This is a genomic window from Verrucosispora sp. NA02020, from assembly GCF_013364215.1.
Lineage (GTDB): Bacteria > Actinomycetota > Actinomycetes > Mycobacteriales > Micromonosporaceae > Micromonospora.
The window spans coordinates 6817482-6836160 of record NZ_CP054923.1; the positions used below are offsets into that span (position 1 = coordinate 6817482).

Annotated in this window: 15 protein-coding genes; 9 read left to right on the forward strand and 6 right to left on the reverse strand. The window is 73.1% G+C overall.

Translation table 11 applies throughout. The features are described from left to right. Nucleotides 1–39 precede the first annotated feature (39 nt). The 3 genes from eccCa (at nucleotide 40) to HUT12_RS30500 (ending at nucleotide 6165) form a co-directional block, all read left to right on the forward strand. Nucleotides 40–3984 carry a type VII secretion protein EccCa gene (gene eccCa / locus HUT12_RS30490; protein WP_176095432.1) on the forward strand — a complete coding sequence of 1315 codons (3945 nt, stop codon included), beginning with the start codon at nucleotides 40–42 and terminating at the stop codon, nucleotides 3982–3984. Nucleotides 3985–4058: 74 nt separating this feature from the next. After that, entirely contained in the window at nucleotides 4059–5372 is a 1314-nt protein-coding gene (gene mycP, locus HUT12_RS30495) for a type VII secretion-associated serine protease mycosin (protein WP_176095433.1), read from the forward strand. A 178-nt stretch (nucleotides 5373–5550) separates the two neighbouring features. After that, nucleotides 5551–6165: a phosphatase PAP2 family protein gene (locus tag HUT12_RS30500; protein ID WP_176096047.1), complete on the forward strand. Its 615-nt coding sequence runs from the start codon at nucleotides 5551–5553 to the stop codon at nucleotides 6163–6165. 3 nt (nucleotides 6166–6168) lie between these two features. Here HUT12_RS30500 and HUT12_RS30505 read toward each other — a convergent pair whose 3' ends face one another. From HUT12_RS30505 to HUT12_RS30530, 6 genes are all read right to left on the reverse strand, one after another. Further along, a complete protein-coding gene (locus HUT12_RS30505) occupies nucleotides 6169–7347 on the reverse strand; it encodes a MarP family serine protease (protein WP_176095434.1) in 1179 nt (392 codons plus the stop codon). Nucleotides 7348–7410: 63 nt separating this feature from the next. Then, nucleotides 7411–8130: a CoA pyrophosphatase gene (locus HUT12_RS30510; protein WP_131054403.1), complete on the reverse strand. Its 720-nt coding sequence runs from the start codon at nucleotides 8128–8130 to the stop codon at nucleotides 7411–7413. Nucleotides 8131–8147: 17 nt separating this feature from the next. After that, nucleotides 8148–8756: a TlpA disulfide reductase family protein gene (locus HUT12_RS30515; RefSeq protein ID WP_254876997.1), complete on the reverse strand. Its 609-nt coding sequence runs from the start codon at nucleotides 8754–8756 to the stop codon at nucleotides 8148–8150. Next, nucleotides 8753–9532 carry an endonuclease III gene (gene nth, locus HUT12_RS30520; RefSeq protein WP_176095435.1) on the reverse strand — a complete coding sequence of 260 codons (780 nt, stop codon included), beginning with the start codon at nucleotides 9530–9532 and terminating at the stop codon, nucleotides 8753–8755. Before nth ends, HUT12_RS30515 begins: the two co-directional genes overlap by 4 nt. A gap of 61 nt (nucleotides 9533–9593) precedes the next feature. Continuing rightward, nucleotides 9594–10667, reverse strand: coding sequence for a CapA family protein (locus tag HUT12_RS30525; protein WP_254877093.1), 1074 nt, complete (start codon nucleotides 10665–10667; stop codon nucleotides 9594–9596). Nucleotides 10668–10853: 186 nt separating this feature from the next. Further along, nucleotides 10854–11516, reverse strand: coding sequence for an adenosylcobinamide amidohydrolase (locus HUT12_RS30530; RefSeq protein ID WP_176095437.1), 663 nt, complete (start codon nucleotides 11514–11516; stop codon nucleotides 10854–10856). A gap of 217 nt (nucleotides 11517–11733) precedes the next feature. Between HUT12_RS30530 and HUT12_RS30535 the strand changes: the two genes are divergently transcribed. The 6 genes from HUT12_RS30535 to HUT12_RS30560 all read left to right on the forward strand — a co-directional run bounded on the left by HUT12_RS30535 (nucleotide 11734) and on the right by HUT12_RS30560 (nucleotide 18632). Then, on the forward strand, nucleotides 11734–12411 hold the full coding sequence (locus HUT12_RS30535; protein WP_013736306.1) for a Crp/Fnr family transcriptional regulator: 678 nt from the start codon (nucleotides 11734–11736) through the stop codon (nucleotides 12409–12411). A gap of 222 nt (nucleotides 12412–12633) precedes the next feature. After that, a complete protein-coding gene (locus HUT12_RS30540) occupies nucleotides 12634–13269 on the forward strand; it encodes a TetR/AcrR family transcriptional regulator (protein WP_176095438.1) in 636 nt (211 codons plus the stop codon). Between the two features lie 17 nt (nucleotides 13270–13286). Beyond that, nucleotides 13287–14096: a TIGR03084 family metal-binding protein gene (locus HUT12_RS30545; RefSeq protein WP_176095439.1), complete on the forward strand. Its 810-nt coding sequence runs from the start codon at nucleotides 13287–13289 to the stop codon at nucleotides 14094–14096. Then, nucleotides 14093–15835: an acyclic terpene utilization AtuA family protein gene (locus HUT12_RS30550; protein WP_176095440.1), complete on the forward strand. Its 1743-nt coding sequence runs from the start codon at nucleotides 14093–14095 to the stop codon at nucleotides 15833–15835. Before HUT12_RS30545 ends, HUT12_RS30550 begins: the two co-directional genes overlap by 4 nt. Next, nucleotides 15832–17034, forward strand: a complete 1203-nt coding sequence (locus HUT12_RS30555; RefSeq protein ID WP_176095441.1) for an acyl-CoA dehydrogenase family protein — start codon at nucleotides 15832–15834, stop codon at nucleotides 17032–17034. Before HUT12_RS30550 ends, HUT12_RS30555 begins: the two co-directional genes overlap by 4 nt. Then, nucleotides 17031–18632 (forward strand): acyl-CoA carboxylase subunit beta, encoded by a 1602-nt coding sequence (locus HUT12_RS30560; protein ID WP_176095442.1) that lies wholly within the window; start codon nucleotides 17031–17033, stop codon nucleotides 18630–18632. Before HUT12_RS30555 ends, HUT12_RS30560 begins: the two co-directional genes overlap by 4 nt. Nucleotides 18633–18679 lie beyond the last annotated feature (47 nt).

Here is an 18679-nt window from a genome sequence, read left to right on the forward strand (position 1 = left end):
GAGCCAGGCTCGGGTCACCGTGCGTCGTCGGGAGGTCGAGTGTCCACTGTCGTCGTCCGGCGGGCGGCCCGACGTCCGGCACCGGAGATCCCCGTCGGCGAGGTGCCGGTGCAGGCCCCGCCGGAGATCCCGGCCGTCACCGGTGGCCGCTGGCAGCAGATGCTGATGGTGCTGCCGATGCTCGGCGGTACGGTCGCGATGGCGATGATGTTCGGTCGGGGCGGCGGCGCGTACGCGTACGTGGTCGGCGCGATGTTCGGCCTCTCCACGCTGGCGATGCTGGTCACCTCGTGGGGCAGCGCCTCGGGCAGTCCCCGCAAGTCCGAGATGATGGCCGCCCGACGCGAGTACCTGCGACACCTGGCGACGTTGCGGCGGCAGGTCCGGCAGACCGCGGCACGACAGCGCAGCGGCCTCTGTTACCGGCACCCGGATCCGCAGGGCCTCTGGTCGACGGTGGAGAGCCACCGGGTCTGGGAACGTCGTCCCACCGATGCCGACTTCGCCGTGGTGCGGGTCGCCGTCGGGCCGCAGACGCTTGCGACTCCGCTGGTCCCACCGGTCACCCGGCCGTTGGAGGAGTTGGAGCCGATGACCGCCGGGGCGCTGCGCCGCTTCCTGGACGCGTACTCGGTGGTGCCGGAGCTGCCGGTGGCGGTGTCGCTGCGGAGCTTCGCCCGGGTGTTCGTCCGGGCCGCGCCGGCCGGTCCCGCCGGGTCACCGGCCGCGCAGTCGCTGGTCCGGGCGATGCTCACCCAGCTCGCGGTCTTCCACTCCCCCGACGAACTGCTGATCGCGGTCTGCGCCGGGCCGGAACGGCGGGCGACCTGGGAGTGGGTGAAGTGGTTGCCGCACACCGGTCATCCGTCCCGGGTCGACGCCCTCGGCCCGGTCCGGCTGGTCGCGAGCGCGGCGGTGGACCTGGAGAAGCTGCTCGACGAGGTGCTGGACAGCCGGTCCCGGTTCAGCCCGGCCGGGCCGGTCACCGAAGGGCCGCATCTGGTGGTGGTGCTCGACGGCGGCGACCTGACCGGCGCCACCGAGCTGGCCGGGGACGGCGGTATCGACGCGGTCACCCTGATCGACCTGAGTTCCCCGCCGCCCCGCCTGCTGGACCGCTTCGCCCTGCTGCTGGAGGTGCGGGGCGGCCGGCTGCACTCGCACTCGGCGGACGGGCCGGCCGAGGTCGGCACGGCCGATGCGCTCAGGATCGCCGAGGCCGAGGCGGTGGCCCGCCGGTTGGCCCCGTTACGCCCGGCCGCCGTGCGTGGTCCGGACGCCGCGACCGGTGCCGAGCCGGGCCTGCCGGAGCTGCTCGGCATCGGCGACCCGGAGGGCTTCAGCACCGAGCAGGGCTGGGCGCCCCGGTCGGCCCGTGACCGGCTGCGGGTGCCGATCGGCGTCGGGGTGGACGGTATCGCCGTCGAGCTGGACCTGAAGGAGTCGGCGCAGGACGGCATGGGTCCGCACGGGCTGTTGATCGGCGCCACCGGCTCAGGCAAGTCCGAGCTGCTACGGACCCTGGTGGTGGGGCTGGCCGCCACGCACTCCTCCGAGCAGCTCAACTTCGTCCTGGTCGACTTCAAGGGCGGGGCCACCTTCGCCTCGTTCGACCGGCTGCCGCACACCGCCGCCGTCATCACCAACCTGGCCGACGCGTTGCCGCTGGTGGACCGCATGGTCGACGCGATCAACGGCGAGTTGGTACGCCGGCAGGAACTGCTGCGTCGCGCCGGCAACTTCGCCAGCCTGCGCGACTACGAGCGGGCCCGGGCGGCCGGCACCGCGCTGGCCCCGCTGCCGTCGCTGCTGCTGGTCTGCGACGAGTTCTCCGAGCTGCTGTCGGCCAAGCCCGACTTCGTCGACCTCTTCGTGCAGATCGGCCGGTTGGGGCGGTCCCTCGGGGTGCACCTGCTGCTGGCCAGCCAGCGGTTGGAGGAGGGGCGGCTGCGCGGGTTGGACACCCACCTGTCGTACCGGATCGGTCTGCGTACCTTCTCGTCGCTGGAGTCGCGCACGGTGCTCGGCGTGCCGGACGCGTACGAGCTGCCCCGCTCGCCGGGTCACGGCTACCTGCGCTTCGGCACCGAGCCGCTGGTGCGTTTCAAGACCGCGTACGTCTCGGGGGCGGTCCGTCGACGCCTTGTGGCGGCCGGTGCGGCCGGGTCCGAGCGCCCGCGCCTGCTCACCTTCTCCACCCATTTCACACCCGAACCGGAGCCGCCCGCCCCGCCCGTCGAGGAGGACGAGGAGCCGGGCCAGGAGACCCTGCTGGACCTGCTGATCACGCGCCTCGCCGACCAGGGGCCGCCGGCACATCGGGTGTGGTTGCCGCCGTTGGACGGCGCGCCGGGGCTGGACGAGGTGGTCGGGCCGTTGACCGTGCACCCCTCCCGGGGGCTGACCTCCGGCAATCCGGAGCTGCACGGGGCGTTGCAGGTGCCGGTGGCGCTCGTCGACAAGCCGTACGAGCAGCGGCGCGATCTGCTCTGGCTGGCCCTGGACGGCGCCGCCGGGCACGTGGCCGTGGTCGGCGGTACGCAGAGCGGCAAGTCCACCGCGCTGCGGACGTTGATCTGCGCGCTGGCGCTCACCCACACTCCTGCCGAGGTGCAGGTCTACGGTCTGGACTTCGGTGGCGGCGGATTGGCCGCGCTGCGCGACCTGCCGCACGTCGGTGGGATCACCGGTCGCGCCGACCCGACCGGCGTGCGACGCACCGTGGGTGAGATGGCCACCCTGCTGGCGGACCGGGAGCGCGCCTTCGCCGAACTCGGCGTCGAGTCCATGGCGGTCTGGCGGCGTCGGCGTGTCGAGCAGGCCGCCGCCGGTACGCCGGACACCGACCGGTTCGGAGACGTCTTCCTCGTCGTCGACGGCTGGACCACGCTGCGCGGCGAGTACGACGACCTGGAGCCGCTGATCACCGACCTCGCCACCCGGGGACTCTCCTACGGCGTGCACGTGGTGGCCACGGCGGTGCGTTGGCTGGACTTCCGACCGGCCATCCGGGACCTCTTCGGTTCGCGACTGGAGTTGCGGCTCGGTGACCCGTCGGACTCGGTGATCGCCCGGCGGGCGGCGGCGGACGTACCGGAGCGAACGCCGGGTCGCGGCATCACCGCCGGGAGCCTGCACTTCCTCACCGCCCTGCCGCAGGTCGCCGACGCGGACACCGCCGCTCTGGTGCGGCGGGCGGCGGAGAGCTGGTCCGGTCCGCCGGCACCCCGGGTACGGCTGCTCCCGGCGGTGCTGCCGTACTCGGAGATCGACCTGACCGGCACCGCCGGGTTGCGGATCCCGGTCGGGATCGCCGAAGCGGACCTGCGGCCGGTGGTGCTCGACTTCGCCACCGAGCCGCACTTCGTGGTCTACGGCGACGCCGAGTGCGGCAAGTCGTCGTTCCTCCGCGCGCTGGCCCAGTCGATCGTCACCCGGTTCACCCCGGAGCAGGCGCGGGTGATCCTGGTCGACTACCGCCGCAGCCTGCTCGGCGCGATCGAGACCGAACACCTGATCGGGTACGGCACCGCCGCCGCGCACACCGCCGACCTGGTGGAGTCCGCGGCCGGTTACCTGCAGGGCCGTACGCCCGGTCCCGAGGTCGGGCCGGCGCAGTTGCGCGACCGTTCGTGGTGGACCGGCCCGGAGTTGTTCGTGCTGGTCGACGACTACGACCTGGTGGCGAGCGGGCCGGCGAACCCACTGCGGGCGCTGGAGGAACACCTGCCGCACGCCCGCGACGTCGGGTTGCACCTGGTGCTGGTCCGCCGCTGCGGCGGTGCCGGCCGGGCCCAGTACGAGCCGGTCGTGCAGCGGCTGCGTGAACTGTCCACCTCGGGCCTGGTGATGTCGGGCAGCCCCGAGGAGGGCGCGTTGGTGGGTGCGGTCCGGCCCGGCCCGCTGCCGCCCGGACGCGGTCGACTGTCCACCCGGCGGGAGGGTGTCCGCCTGGTGCAGTTGGCATACCTGCCGCCACAGTGACGTCGAGTCCACGGAACGTCCCGTAAAGGGGAGGCGAACCGGTAATCTCCGATCGTCATGTGTCCCTGCGACGAATGGCGGAGGATGTGACCAGGGTGCGGCAGAGCGGCCCGCCGGGGCCGCGACGGTTCGCGCATCGGGCGCTGCTGGCGGCGGCCACGACGCTGGCAGCCGCGGTCGTGGCCGTTCCGGCCGCTGCCGTGCCGGTCGCCCCGACCTCCTTCGGCGTGCCGGTGGCCTACGCCCCGGACACCGCCGAACGCGCCGACCAGGTTCGTGACGAGCAGTGGCAGCTCGACAAGCTGGGCGCGCAGATCGCCTGGCGTACCTCGACCGGGCGTGGCGTGATCGTCGCGGTGATCGACTCCGGGGTGGACGGTTCGCACCCGGACCTGGCCGGTCAGGTGCTCCCCGGTCTCGACCTGGTCGCACCGGACGGAGCCGCCGAACCCGATCCGGTCGGGCACGGCACCACGGTCGCCGGACTGATCGCCGGGCGCCGGGACGACCGCCGGGGCGTGGTGGGGCTGGCCCCCGACTCCCGCATCCTGCCGGTCCGCGTACTCGACGAGGAGAACCGGTACGACGACGCGTTGATCGTCGCCAAGGGCGTCCGGTGGGCGGTCGACAACGGCGCCAAAGTGATCAACCTGTCGCTCGGCGGCAACGGCGACAGCCCCGCCCTGGCCGCCGCCATCGACTACGCCTTCGCCAAGGACGTGGTGGTGGTCGCCTGCACCGGCAATCTCGCCACGTCACCGGAGGCGAAGGTGTGGTATCCGGCCCGGGAGCCGGGCGTCATCGCCGTCTCCGGGCTGGAGCGCAACAGCGACAACCTGTGGAGCGGCGCGATCACCGGTCGCGCCACCGTCCTCACCGCCCCGGCCAGCGGCCTGGTCGGCGCCCGGCCGCCGCAGGGGTACTGGCGGGTGCAGGGCACCAGCTTCGCGGCCCCGCTGGTCGCCGCCACCGCCGCCCTGGTCCGGGCCCGCTACCCGCAGATGTCCGCCGGGGACGTGGTGAACCGGCTGCTGGTCACCGCGAAGGACATCGGGCCCACCGGCCGCGACGACCGGTTCGGGTACGGCCTGGTCGACCCGATCGCGGCACTGACCACGGACGTACCCCCGGTCGGCGACAACCCGCTGGACGACAACGACTCGCCCGGGGTGACCGGCTTCGGCCCGGCACCCGGCTCGGTGCCGGTCGGCGACCGCGACGCCGAGCAGCTCGGTCTGACCGGATCGCCGCAGGAGACCCGGTGGCGGGCCCGCGCCGCCGGGGCGGCGGAGGACACCGGTCCGGTACGCCTCTGGGCCGGCTCGGCGATCCTCGTCGCCCTGGTCACCGGTGCGGCGCTGATGGTGCGTCGGCTGCGGCGACGCTGAGCGGCACCGCCGGGCAATCCGGCGATCCCGGGTCTTCGATCCTGCTCGGCGGGGTACAACCATCGGCGTGAGTGCCTCTGGCCGGCGCACGACGGCGCCCCCGTCGGTCCGCGACCCGTTCGGTCCTGCGGACGGTCCGTCGGGCCTGCGCCCCGGCCCCACCGCCTCCGGCCTGTCGATGCTCGTGCCGTTCGCGCTGCTCGCCACGCTGGTGATGGGCGACTGGTCGCCGCTGCGGCGGCTGGACGCGGCGATCACCGCCGACCTGCACGCTGTCGCCCACGACCATCCGGCCTGGGTGTCGGTGATGCGCCTCTGGACGGACGTGTTCGCACCGATGCCGCTGCGCGCCGGGGCGCTGTGTCTGGTGGTCTGGCTGGCCTACCGGGGTGCGCGGCGGCTGGCCGTCTGGGTCGCCACGACCATGATCCTCGGCGGTCTGCTCGGGCCGCTGCTCAAGCTCGTGGTGGGCCGTCCGCGACCGGATCTGCCCGAACCGGTGGCACTTGCCCCCGGCCTCTCCTTCCCGTCCGGCCACGCGCTGAACGCGGCGTTGGCCGCCGGGGTGCTGCTCGTGGTGTTCCTGCCCCGGACCAGGGCCCGATCGGCGGCCCGGGTGGCGGTCTGGGCCGCCGCGCTGGCCATCGCCCTGGTCACCGGGTTCAGTCGGGTCGCGCTCGGGGTGCACTGGTCCAGCGACGTGGTCGCCGGATGGCTGCTCGGCACGGCGGTGGTCACCGCGACCACTGCGGTCTTCGCACTCCGGGCCCGGCGGTCACCGTCGGCCGGGTGACCGTCAGGTGCACTCGCCGGTGCCCACCTCCCGGGTGCGTTCCGCACCGGCCAGCGCCACCGGCCGGGCCTCGGCGGCGGTCACCGCGAAGCCGGTGTTCGGGTCGTACGCGGCCGCTGCGAAGATCACCCCGAGCACCAGGCCGTTCGAGGAGACCAGCGGCCCGCCGGAGTTGCCGCTGCGCACCAGGGCCCGGATCGTGTAGATCTCCCGGGTCACGTCCCCCGACGAGTAGATGTCCGGGCCGGTGATCCGGTCGACGTCGCGGATCCGCGCCGACTGGGCGTTGTACGGCCCGTCCAGCGGGAAGCCGAGCACGATGGCGTCCGCGCCGCTGGTGGTGTTGCCGGCGGCGAACCGCATGGAGGGGCCGGGCAGGTTGGGCACGTAGAGCACGGCCAGGTCGCGGTCCGGGTCGTAGACGACGACGACGCCCTCGTACCGCTCGCCGCGCAGTTCCACCGCGACCGAGTCGGTGCCGGCGACCACGTGCGCGTTGGTCATCACCCGGTCGTCGGCGTACACGAAGCCGGAGCCCTCGATGCGGCGGGAGCAGCTCTTCGCCGAGCCGAGCACCTTGACCACCGACTGTTGGCCGTTCGCGACCACCGGCGATCCGGCCAGCGCCGGGTCGGGCGGCTCGACCTGCCGTGCCTGGGAACGGCGCAGGCCGTCGAAGACGTCCGGGAAGCCGTTGGTGTCGACGGTGTCGCGCAGTGCGGTGGAGAGCTGCTGGGCCTGGTCCGGCAGCACCTGGTCGACCACGTTGAGCAGCGCGCTGCTGCGGACCGAATTGGCGAGCCAGGGCAGCGAGGAGGAGCCGAGCGGCACCGCCACCAGCCAGGCGACCAGGAGCACCGCGAAGAGCGAGACGAAGGCGCCGCCGATGTCGTCGAGCCGCCTACCCGTGTCGCTGGCGATGGTGCGGCGCAGGTGGGAGCCGAGCCATCCGGCGAGCGCCTGGCCGATCACCGCCAGGCCGAAGATGGCGACGAGCGAGATCAGCACGCGGGTGCCGCTGTCCACGAACTGCTGGGCGAACATCGGCCCGATCTGGAGCCCGATCAGCGCACCGAGGAAGAACCCGGAGAACGAGAGCACCCCGATGACGAACCCCTGCCGGTATCCGCTGATCGCGAACACGAGCATGAGCAACAGCAGAACGAGATCAACGGCCGACACGGGTCAAGCGTACGGGCCGGGGGCTCGTGGGATGACGACCGCTTGCGGAAGGTGACCGCGCGGTCAGCGGATCGCGCTCTCGTCCACCTCGTCGGTGCCGGCCGAGGGGGCGGGCGACGCACCGGACGGGGGCAGGTCGATCACCCGGCCGTGCGGCCACGGTCGGCTCCAGCCGCCCATCTCCAGCAGCGCGGCCAGCACCCCGGCGGTGAAGCCCCAGACCAGCATGCCGCGTACCGAGAAGGCGGGGCCGACCCAGCCGCTGGAGTGGCGTACCCGGACGCGGTTCTCCGGGTCGACCAGCTCGGTGACCGGCAGCCGGGCCACATGCGCCACCTCGGCCGGTTCCCGGGGGTGCACCCAGTGCGGCGTGTGCCACCAGGCGAGCACCGGCGTCACCACGAACTCGCTGACGGGGATCCACAGCCTCGGTAGTTGCGCCAGTACGGTGACGCTCGCCGGGTCGAGGCCGACCTCCTCGTTGGCCTCACGCAACGCGGTGGCGGCGGCGTCGGCGTCGCCCGGGTCGGCGGCACCGCCCGGGAACGCCGGCTGACCGGCGTGGTTACGCAGCGTCGCGGCACGTTGGAGCACCAGCACGTCCGGACCGGTCTCGGGGTCCTCACCGAGCAGCACGAGTACGGCGCTCTCCCGGCCGCCCTGCTCCGGCGTGCGTACCTGGGTGAAGTCCTCGATGCGGGCGGTGCCGAGCCGGACCAGCAGCGGGTCCAGCCAGTCCGGCACCGGCCGTGGCGCGTCGGACGTCCCCGGGCCCGAGGTCATCCTGGCGGGCACCTCGCTCACGCCGGTACCACGATGTCGAGGTGCTGCCGGACGAGGTCGGCGAGGCCGGCGTCGTCCAGGGCACCGGAGGTGTCGATGTGCCGGACACCGCCGTCGGCGCCGACGAACACCGTCATCGGGAACGCGGTGCGTTCCAGCGCCCGCTGGAACGCCTTACCCTGGTCGAACAGCATCGGGAACCGCACGCCGAAGTCCTCGCCGACGGACTGCGCGGCGCTGCGACTGTCCTGGGTGTTCACCCCGACGACCCGCAGTCGTCCCTCGGTCTGCTCGCTGAGCCGCTGGAAGGCGGGCAGTTCCTTGCGGCAGGGCGGGCACCAGGAGGCCCAGATGTTGATCACGGCCGGGCCGGGGATGTCGCGCAGCGCGACCGGGGTGCCACCGGTGAAGCAGGTGAGGGTCAGCTCGGGCAGCCGATCACCCTGCGGGGTGCCGGTGTCCACCGCGCCGGGCTCGGCGACGAGGGAGGTGCACTCCTCGAACGGCGACGGCCGGCTGGTGCTCGTGTCCGCCCCGGTGGCGGCGGGCCGGTCGGTCTCGGGCGTACACGCCACGGTGCCGAGCAGCAGCAGCGGCAGGGACATCAGGGCCAGTCGGCGGATCACGGCGCCTCCGCCCGGACCGCCTGCACCGGCACCAGGTCGGGGTCGACTCCGGCGGCGACGGCCAGGTCACGGGCCCGGGGGCCCTTGAGCAGCTTCGCGGCGGCGGCTGCCTCGGTCGGGCCGGTGCCGTACGACGGGCAGAGCTTCGCCAGCGTGCACGCGCCGCAGGCGGGCTTGCGGGCATGGCAGACCCGTCGGCCGTGGAAGATGATCCGGTGCGACAGCATGGTCCAGTCGCGCTTGGGATACATCGCCCCGATGGCGTGCTCGATCTTGACCGGGTCGGTCTCGGCGGTCAGTCGCCAGCGCTGGACCAACCGCTGGAAGTGCGTGTCGACGGTGATGCCGGGCACGTCGAAGGCGTTGCCGAGGATGACGTTGGCGGTCTTGCGGCCGATCCCGGGCAGGGTCACCAGGTCGGCCAACCGCCCCGGGACCTGGCCGTCGTACCGCTCGACGAGGGCCTGACCGAGGTGGATCAGCGAGCTGGTCTTGTTGCGGTAGAAGCCGGTCGGCCGGATCAGCTCCTCCATCTCGTCCCGGTTCGCCCCGGCGTAGTCGGAGGCGCTCGGATACCGGGCGAAGAGCTTCGGCGTGACCTCGTTGACCTTCTTGTCGGTGCACTGGGCCGAGAGGATGGTGGCGACGGCCAACTCCAGCGCGTTGCCGTGGTTCAGCTCACAGTGGGCGTCGGGATGTGTCTCGGTCAGCACGCGGCCGATCCGCCGCGCCCGACGCGTACGACCGAGGTCGGTCTCGGTGGCGCTTCTGGTCACGACGGCCAGCCTACGTCGCCGCGCCGACGCTCCGGTCGGCCCACACGTCTCGGACCGGCGATCAGCCCTCGTCCGGCGGACTGATCTTGCCCGCCTTGGTGAACTGGGCGCCGGTCTCCGGGAAGTCGAGCTTGGTGAGTTCACGGAGCAGGCCGAGGCCCCGGTCGTCCGGGTCCGTGGTCGGCTTGCCGATGCCGTTCATGTACGTCGAGACGAACGACCCGCCGGACCAGGTGCCGTCCGGTTCGAGGGTCACCTTGAGCACCCCGCCCCAGCCGAGGCGGCCGTTGTTGCTGAGCATGCCGCCGCCCCCGGCGAAGTTGCCCAGGCTGTACGCGATCAGTCGGCCCTTGTAGAACTCCATGCCCCGCAGCACGTGCGGGCCGTGGCCGACGATCAGGTCGGCGCCGGAGTCGATCATCGCGCGGGAGAACTTGATCGGGTCGCCCCGGTTCTCGCCGAGGAACATCTCGGTGCCCGGGCGGGTACGGGTCATCTCCGAACCCTCGGCCCCCATGTGCACCTGCACCACGACGATGTCGGCCATCGTGGCGGCCTTCTCGACGACCTTCTTCGCGGACGGGATGTCGACCAGGCTGTTCGACCAGCGGTACGACGAGAAGCCGGCCACCGCGACCTTGACGCCGTCGGCCTCGACCACCGTGATCTGGTCGGGCGCGCCGGTGTGCGCCAGGTCGTGCTCCTCCAGCGCCTTCTGGGTGTTCTCGTACCCCTTGGGCCCGAAGTCGTAGCCGTGGTTGTTGGCCTGGTTGAGCAGGTCGAACCCGGCGTCGGCGAGGTGCGCGGCGTACTCCGGCGGCGCGCGGAACTGGAAGCACCGGGTGGAGTCGGCCCCGCACTTGCCGGTGCCGGTGTCCACCGTCAACGGCTCTTCCAGGTTGCCCATCGCCACGTCGGCGGAGATCGCCTTCTTGACCGAGTCGAAGAAGCCCTTCCCGCCGTCGGGCGGCAGCCGGTTGGGCGCGTTGCCCATCACGATGTCACCGGTGGCGGAGAGCGAAATGGTCTTGACCTTGGGCGGGGTCGACTCGACCGGCCCACCGGTCCCACCGCCCGCGCCCGGCTGCCAGACCGGCTCCTGACCGAGATCGGCACAACCGGCGAACAGCAGCATGGCGAGCAGCGCACCGAGCGCGGCCAGGGAACGGCGTGGACGCGCCGCGAGAGCGGCGTGGGGGCGCGGACGCGACGCCGTGGAGGCACGGCGGCGTGGACGCGACGCGAGGGGGGCGCGAGCATACATCGGGGGCGACCATACCGGGCGGGAAACGCCGCGACGACGGCCGATCGGGTGGAGGATTCAGCCCTGGAGCCGATCCGACCATGGGACGACGGTGTCGGTGCCGACCGCCGACACCGCGGCGTGCACCGCGCGGGCCAGCGGCGCTCCCCAGGTCGAGCGCGGGCCGCCGTACGCACTGACCGGCCCGTCCGGTGGGCAGAGCACGGTGACCGCGTCCGTCGGGGTGCCGGTGCCGGGCAGCCCGAGGTCCGCGATCGCCTGCGCCTTCGCCTCGGTCGCCGTGGCCACCGCGTTGACCAGGGCCGCGTCGCCGAGCCGGGCCGGGACGTACACCACGATGTTGACCGTGCCGACCCGCTGGGCCGGGGCCGCCACGTCGGGTGCCGCCGCCGGCACCGGGGTACCCAGGCCGACGGTGGCCCAGACCTGCACGCCGGTGTCGACCCGAGCGATCACCTCGGTCACGTCGACACCGGTCAGCAACCCCACCCCGGGTCCGTCGAGGCCGAGCCGCCGGGCCATGCCGGCCAGGTGGTCGGCGGGGTCGTCCCGGTCGTACGACATCGGCACGGTCGCGTTCAACACCCACCGCCGTACGCCGAGCCCGCCGCCGAGCGGGCCGGTGCCGACCGTCCGCAACGGCCGCACGGCGCGCCACACGAGTAGCGGAATGTCCCTTCCGTCCTCGTGTCGGGTGGTCACCTGCGGCTCACTCAACACGCCGTGACCCTACGGCCGACGGCCCTGCCGGTCGTCGGCGGCCCGCGCGGGCGAGCGATGGTACCGGGCGACCGACACGGGAAGGTTACGCCCAACGATCAAGATTCCAGGGGTGCACCTCTGATTCCTGCTCACGTGCGCCTAGACTGGGCGGCGCGCGAGGGATCAGCGGACGGCGGCCCGGCCGACAGACGGCACGCGCAACCGGAGGTGCGCGATGGACGAGGTACTGGCCCGCAGCGGGATCTTCCAGGGAGTCGACCCGGAGGCTGCCGAGGCGCTCGCCAAGGAGATGGAGACGATCGAGGTCCGCAAGGGCGAGGTCGTGTTCAACGAGGGCGAGCCCGGCGACAGTCTCTACATCCTGCTGTCCGGCAAGATCAAGGTGGGTCGCCGAGCGGCGGACGGCCGGCAGAACCTGATCGCGGTGATGGGGCCGTCGGACATGGTCGGCGAGCTGTCGCTCTTCGACCCGGGTCCGCGTACGGCGACCGCCACCGCGGTGACCGACAGCCGCCTGGCCCGACTGCGCAAGCAGGCGCTGCGTCCGTGGCTGAACAACCGGCCGGAGATCGCCGAGCAGCTGCTGCGCGTGCTCGCCCGCCGGCTGCGCCGGACCAACGACGCCCTCGCCGACCTGATCTTCACCGACGTACCCGGCCGGGTCGCCAAGAACCTGCTCCAGATGGCGGGCCGCTTCGGCACCCGGGACGGTGGCGTGCTGCGGGTGACGCACGACCTGACCCAGGAGGAGATCGCCCAGCTCGTCGGCGCCTCCCGCGAGACGGTCAACAAGGCGTTGGCCGACTTCGCCTCGCGGGGCTGGCTCCGGTTGGACGGCAAGAGCATCATCATCCTCGACCCGGAGCGCCTGGCACGCCGCGCCCGGGTCTGACACCCCTGCTCCCGACACCGCCCGGCCGCCACTCGCGGCCGGGCGGTGTCGTGTCCGGGCGGCCGTGTCCAGGCGGCATCGTGGCCGGACGGGGCCTTGTCCGGGCAGAGTCGTGTCCGGCCGGGCGGGGTCGGGTTCGGGTTCGGTGACCGACTCGTGCGGCACAGCGTCCTGAAAAAAGTCAGTCTTGACTGTTTGTTTTCCGGGCGGCAGGCTGTGCCCGTGCCTCCCGCATCGACCCGCGTCCCTCAGCAACAGCGCAGCCGTGCCACCCGGGCTCGGCTGCTGGAGGCGACCGTCGAGTGCCTGGTCGAGCATGGCTGGTCCGGCACCACGACCACGGTCGTGGCGGCCCGGGCCGGAGTCTCCCGAGGCGCCCAACTGCACCACTACCCGACCCGGGCCGCCCTGGTCACCGCCGCCGTGGCACACCTCACCGAACGCCGGGCGGCCGAGCTGCGGGCCGAGGCGGAGGCACTGCCGGCCGGCCCCCGCCGGCTGGACCGGGTGGTCGACCTGCTCGCCGCCGCCTTCACCGGGCCGCTCTTCGCGGCCGCCCTCGAACTCTGGGTGGCCGCCCGCACCGACGCCGAACTGCGTGCCGCGTTGCTGCCGCTGGAGACCCGGGTCGGGCGCGAGATGCACCGCCTGACCGTCGAGCTGCTCGGCGTGGACGAGCGACGGCCGGGCGTACGCGAGGCGGTGCAGGCCACCCTCGACCTGCTCCGGGGCCTCGGGGTGGCCAACCTGCTCAGCGACGACTCGGCCCGCCGGGCCGCCCTGCTCCACGCCTGGAAACACCAGTTCACCACCCTGCTCACCCCCGCCGACGACCTGCCGGAAGGCGAGCGGGACTGATTCCCACCGGAGGCACCATGGTCGACCTGGCCGTACTCCTCACGGATCTGGCCGCCGAGTCCGCGCAGCTCGACGCGCTCGTCGCGACCCTGCCCGCGACGGAGTGGGAGCGCCCCACCCCGGCAGCGGGCTGGACCGTCGCCCACCAGATCGCCCACCTGGCCTGGACCGACCACGTGTCCCACCTGGCCGCGACCGACCCGGACGCGTTCCACGCCTCGGTCGCCGCCGCGCCGGACCCGGCCCGTCTGGTCGACGCCGGGGCGGAAGCGTTCCTCGCCCCGCCGGACGCGCTGCTGAACCGCTGGCGGGACGGCCGCCGCACGCTCGCGGCGTCGCTCGCCGCCGCACCGGCCGGACAGAAGCTGCCCTGGTACGGCACCCGGATGTCGCCCGCCTCGATGGCCACCGCACGGATCATGGAGACCTGGGCGCACGGCGAGGACGTGGCCGACGCGCTGGGTGTGTCCCGGCCCGCCACCGCCCGGCTACGGCACATCGCGTACCTGGGCTCCCGGACAGTCGGGCACAGCTTCGCCGCGCACGGCCGGGCGGTGCCGACGGCGCCGGTCCGGGTCGAGCTGCTGGCGCCTACCGGCGACACCTGGGCCTTCGGCCCGCCGGACGCGGGCGACCGGGTCACCGGCGCGGCGCGCGACTTCTGCCTGCTGGTGACCCGACGCCGGCACCGGGCCGACACCGCCCTGGTGGCCGACGGACCGGTGGCCGACGCGTGGCTGGACGTGGCGCAGGCGTTCGCCGGCCCACCCGGCCCGGCCCCCACGCCCCGGTCGCCGGGCGACGACCGTGCCGGAGCCCGCGCGTGAGCGCGCCCGACCGGCGGCCACGCACGGATGACGTGCTGCGGGTAGGCAACGCGTCCGGCTTCTACGGTGACCGGTTCTCCGCCTGGAGGGAGATGCTCGACGGCGGCGAACTGGACGTACTGACCGGCGACTACCTGGCCGAGTTGACCATGCTGATCCTCGGCCGGGACCGGATGCGCGACCCCGACCTCGGGTACGCGAAGACGTTCCTGCGGCAGCTCGAAGGATGCCTCGGCACCGCGCTGGACCGCCGGGTCGCGCTGGTCACCAACGCCGGTGGACTCCACCCGGCGGGGCTGGCCGCCGCGATCCGTGCCCTCGCGGAGCGACTCGGGCTGCCCGTGCGGGTCGGGTACGTCGAGGGCGACACCCTGGCCCGCCCGGACGCGCTCACCGCGAACGCGTACCTCGGGGCGTTCGGTATCGCCGCCTGCCTCGACGCCGGGGCGGACGTGGTGGTGACCGGCCGGGTCACCGACGCCTCCCTGGTGGTCGGCCCGGCCGTGGCCCACTTCGGCTGGACGCACGACGACCTGGACGCGCTGGCCGGCGCCACCGTCGCCGGGCACCTGATCGAGTGCGGGGCCCAGGTCACCGGCGGCAACTACAGCTTCTTCACCGAGCTGCCCGACGGCGGCCACCGGCCCGGCTTCCCCGTCACCGAGCTGCGCCGCGACGGTTCGTCGGTGCTCACCAAGCATCCCGGCACCGGCGGCGCGGTCACCGTGGAGACGGTCACCGCCCAACTGTTGTACGAGGTGGCCGGGCCCGCGTACCTCGGGCCGGACGTGGTGACCCGGCTGGACACGGTCGCGCTGCGCCAGGACGGGCCGGACCGGGTACGCGTCTCCGGTGTCCGGGGCACGCCACCGCCGGAGACGCTCAAGGTGGGCGTCAACAACCTCGGCGGCTTCCGCAACTCGATGACGTTCGTGCTCTGCGGGCTGGACATCGAGGCGAAGGCGGCCCTGGTCCGGACGCAACTGGAGGCGGCGGTCGGCACCGACGGGCTGGAGTTCCAGGTGGCCCGTACCGACCACCCGGACGCGACCGACACCGAGGTGGCGAGTGCGCTGCTGCACGTACACCTGCGGGACGGTGACAGGACGCGGGCCGGACGGGCGTTCTCGGCGGCGGCGGTGGAGCTGGCACTGGCCTCCTATCCCGGCTGCACGCTGACCACGCTGCCCGGCGACGCCACCCCGTACGGCGTCTTCACCACCGACACCGTGCCCCAGGACGCGGTCACCCACGTCGCCGTACTGCCCGACGGCACCCGACGCACCATCCCCCCACCCCCGGTGCGACGTAAGGAGGGGTCCCCTGTACGACACCAGGCGATAGCAGGGGACCCTTCCTTACACCTGAGGGCGGGGACGCGGCGGGCACCGCTCGGGGAGTTGGTCGGGGCGCGCTCGGGCGACAAGGGCGGGGACGCGAACCTCGGCGTGTGGGCGCGTACCGACGCGACGTGGGCCTGGCTGCGCGGGTGGCTGACCGTGGCCCGGCTCGCCGAGTTGCTGCCGGAGACCGCCCCGCTGACCGTGCGGCGCTACGAACTGCCGAACCTGCGGGCGGTCAACTTCGTGATCGAGGGGCTGCTCGGACCAGGGGTGGCCGGTTCGACCCGTTTCGACCCACAGGCCAAGGCGCTCGGTGAGCTGCTCCGCGCCCGGCTGGTCGACCTGCCGGCGGAGTTGCCCACGGGTCCGGCCCCCACCGGGAGGTCGGCGGGATGACCATCGTGGACACGCCGGAGCGGCGTCAGTTGCGCGAACTGACCCGGGCCTTCGTGACCCGGGAGGTGCTGCCGTACCTGGCCGACTGGGAGAGGGCCGGCGAGGTGCCCCGCGCGCTGCACGTCACCGCCGCGCGGACCGGGCTGCTCGGCGTCGGCTTTCCGGAGTCGGTCGGCGGCAGCGGCGGCGACCTGCTCGACTCGATCGTCGTCACCGAGGAGATCATCCGCGCCGGCGGCTCGTCGGGGCTGGTCGCGGCCCTGTTCACACACGGCATCGCGCTGCCGCACATGGTCGCCGCAGCCGGCGGTCGGCTCGGCGGCACGCTCCCGGGCGCGGCCGGGCCACCGGTGCCGCGCACGCCGGCCGATGACGACCTGGTCGACCGGTACGTCCGACCGACGCTCGCCGGCACCACGATCGGCGCGCTCGCCGTCACCGAGCCGGAGACCGGTTCCGACGTCGCCGGGATCCGCACCCACGCCCGCCGCGACGGCGACCAGTACGTCGTCAACGGTGCGAAGACGTACATCACCAGCGGTGTCCGGGCGGACTTCGTGACCACGGCGGTCCGCACCGGCCCACCGGGCGGCGGCGAGTTGAGCCTGCTGGTGATCGAGAAGGGCGCGCCCGGGTTCACCGTGGGGCGTCGGCTGGAGAAGCTCGGCTGGCACTGCTCGGACACCGCCGAACTCTCCTTCGTCGACGTACGCGTCCCGGTGACGAACCGGATCGGTGAGGAGGGCACCGCCTTTCTCGCGATCATGCAGCATTTCGCCGCCGAGCGGCTCTCCCTGGCCACCCAGGCGTACGCGATCGCGCAGCGCTGCGTCGAGTTGAGCGTGCGCTGGTGCCGGGACCGGTCCACGTTCGGTCGTCCGCTGGTCGGTCGACAGGTGGTCCGGCACCGGCTGGCCGAGATGCACACCCGCGCCGAGGCCGCCCGCGCGTACGTGCACGAGGTGGCCGCCCGGGTCGTCGCCGGGGAGCCGGTGGTGACCGAGGTGGCGATGGCCAAGAACGTGGCCGTGGCGGCGAGCGACTGGGTGGTCGACCAGGCCCTGCAACTGCACGGCGGGTTCGGCTACCTGCGCGACGCCGAGGTGGAGCGGCACTACCGGGACGCCCGGATCCTCGGCATCGGGGGCGGCACCACCGAGATCATGAACGAGATCGTCGCGAAGGGCATCGGTCTATGACCACGTTGGAGAGCACGGTCGACCTCACCTCACCGCCCCACCGGGCCAACCGGGAGGCGTTGCGGGACCGGATCGCCGAGCTGGACGCCGCGCTCGACCAGGCACGTGCCGGTGGTGGCGAGAAGTACGTGACCCGCCACCGCGCACGCGGGAAGCTGCTGCCGCGCGAGCGCATCGAGCTGCTGCTGGACCGGGACGGCCCGTTCCTGGAGCTGTCGCCGGTGGCCGCGTACGGCACGGACTTCCCGGTCGGGGCCAGCGTGGTGACCGGGATCGGGGTGGTCGAGGGCGTCGAGTGCATGATCGTGGCGAACGACCCGACCGTACGCGGCGGTGCGGTGAACCCGTGGTCGCTGGCGAAGACCCGGCGGGCCGGGGAGATCGCGCTGGCCAATCGGCTGCCGATGGTCAACCTGGTCGAGTCGGCCGGCGCGGACCTGCCCACCCAGGCGGAGATCTTCATCCCGGGCGGCCGGGTGTTCCGTGACCTGACCCGACTCTCGGCCGAGAAGATCCCGACGGTCAGCGTGGTCTTCGGCAACGCCACCGCCGGTGGCGCGTACGTGCCCGGGATGTCGGACTTCACCATCATGATCCGGGAGCGTTCGCAGGTCTATCTGGCCGGGCCGCCGCTGGTGAAGATGGCCACCGGGGAGGACGCCGACGACGAGTCGCTCGGTGGTGCGGCGATGCACGCCACCCGTAGCGGCCTGGCCGACTTCCTCGCCGCCGACGAGCGGGACGGCATCCGGCTGGCCCGGCAGTGTGTCCGCCGGCTGAACTGGCGCAAGCAGGGGCCGGGGCCGCGTACGCCGCACCCGCGCCCGCCCCGGCACGACCCGGAGGAGTTGCTCGGCATCGTCAGCGCCGACCTGAAGGTGCCGTTCGATCCACGTGAGGTGCTCGCCCGGCTGCTCGACGGCAGCGAGTTCGACGAGTTCAAACCGGCGTACGGCACGGCCCTGGTCACCGGGTGGGGCGAGCTGCACGGGTTCCCGGTCGGCGTGCTGGCGAACGCCCGGGGGGTGCTGTTCAGCGAGGAGGCGCAGAAGGCGACGCAGTTCATCCAGCTCGCCAACGCCGCCGACACACCGTTGATCTTCCTGCAGAACACCACCGGCTACATGGTCGGCACCGAGTACGAGCAGCGCGGCATCATCAAGCACGGCGCGCTGATGATCAATGCGGTGTCGAACTCGACGGTGCCGCACCTGACGGTCAACCTGGGCGCCTCGTACGGGGCCGGAAACTACGGCATGTGCGGCCGGGCGTACGAGCCGAGGTTCCTGTTCACCTGGCCGAACGCGAAGTCCGCGGTGATGGGCCCGGCCCAGTTGGCCGGCGTGCTCTCCATCGTGGCCCGGCAGGCCGCCGCCGCCCGGGGCCAGGAGTTCGACGAGGACTCCGACGCCGCCATGCGGATGATGGTCGAGCAGCAGATCGAGTCCCAGTCCGGCGCGCTGTTCCTCTCCGGACGGCTCTACGACGACGGGGTGATCGACCCCCGGGACACCCGTACCGTCCTCGGGCTCTGCCTGTCGGCCGTGCACAACGCGCCGGTACGCGGTGCCGCCGGCTTCGGCGTCTTCCGGATGTGAACCCCCGTGAGCGCGAGGAACGCAGCGCAGCGGAGTCCCGCAGTCGC

Coding starts and splice junctions, on each gene's coding strand:
- mycP (WP_176095433.1), top strand. CDS start 4,059: ATGGCGGAGGATGTGACCAGGGTGCGGCAGAGCGGCCCGCCGGGGCCG.
- HUT12_RS30500 (WP_176096047.1), top strand. CDS start 5,551: ATGCTCGTGCCGTTCGCGCTGCTCGCCACGCTGGTGATGGGCGACTGG.
- HUT12_RS30510 (WP_131054403.1), bottom strand. CDS start 8,130: ATGACCTCGGGCCCGGGGACGTCCGACGCGCCACGGCCGGTGCCGGAC.
- HUT12_RS30525 (WP_254877093.1), bottom strand. CDS start 10,667: ATGCTGCTGTTCGCCGGTTGTGCCGATCTCGGTCAGGAGCCGGTCTGG.
- HUT12_RS30535 (WP_013736306.1), top strand. CDS start 11,734: ATGGACGAGGTACTGGCCCGCAGCGGGATCTTCCAGGGAGTCGACCCG.
- HUT12_RS30545 (WP_176095439.1), top strand. CDS start 13,287: ATGGTCGACCTGGCCGTACTCCTCACGGATCTGGCCGCCGAGTCCGCG.
- HUT12_RS30555 (WP_176095441.1), top strand. CDS start 15,832: ATGACCATCGTGGACACGCCGGAGCGGCGTCAGTTGCGCGAACTGACC.
- HUT12_RS30560 (WP_176095442.1), top strand. CDS start 17,031: ATGACCACGTTGGAGAGCACGGTCGACCTCACCTCACCGCCCCACCGG.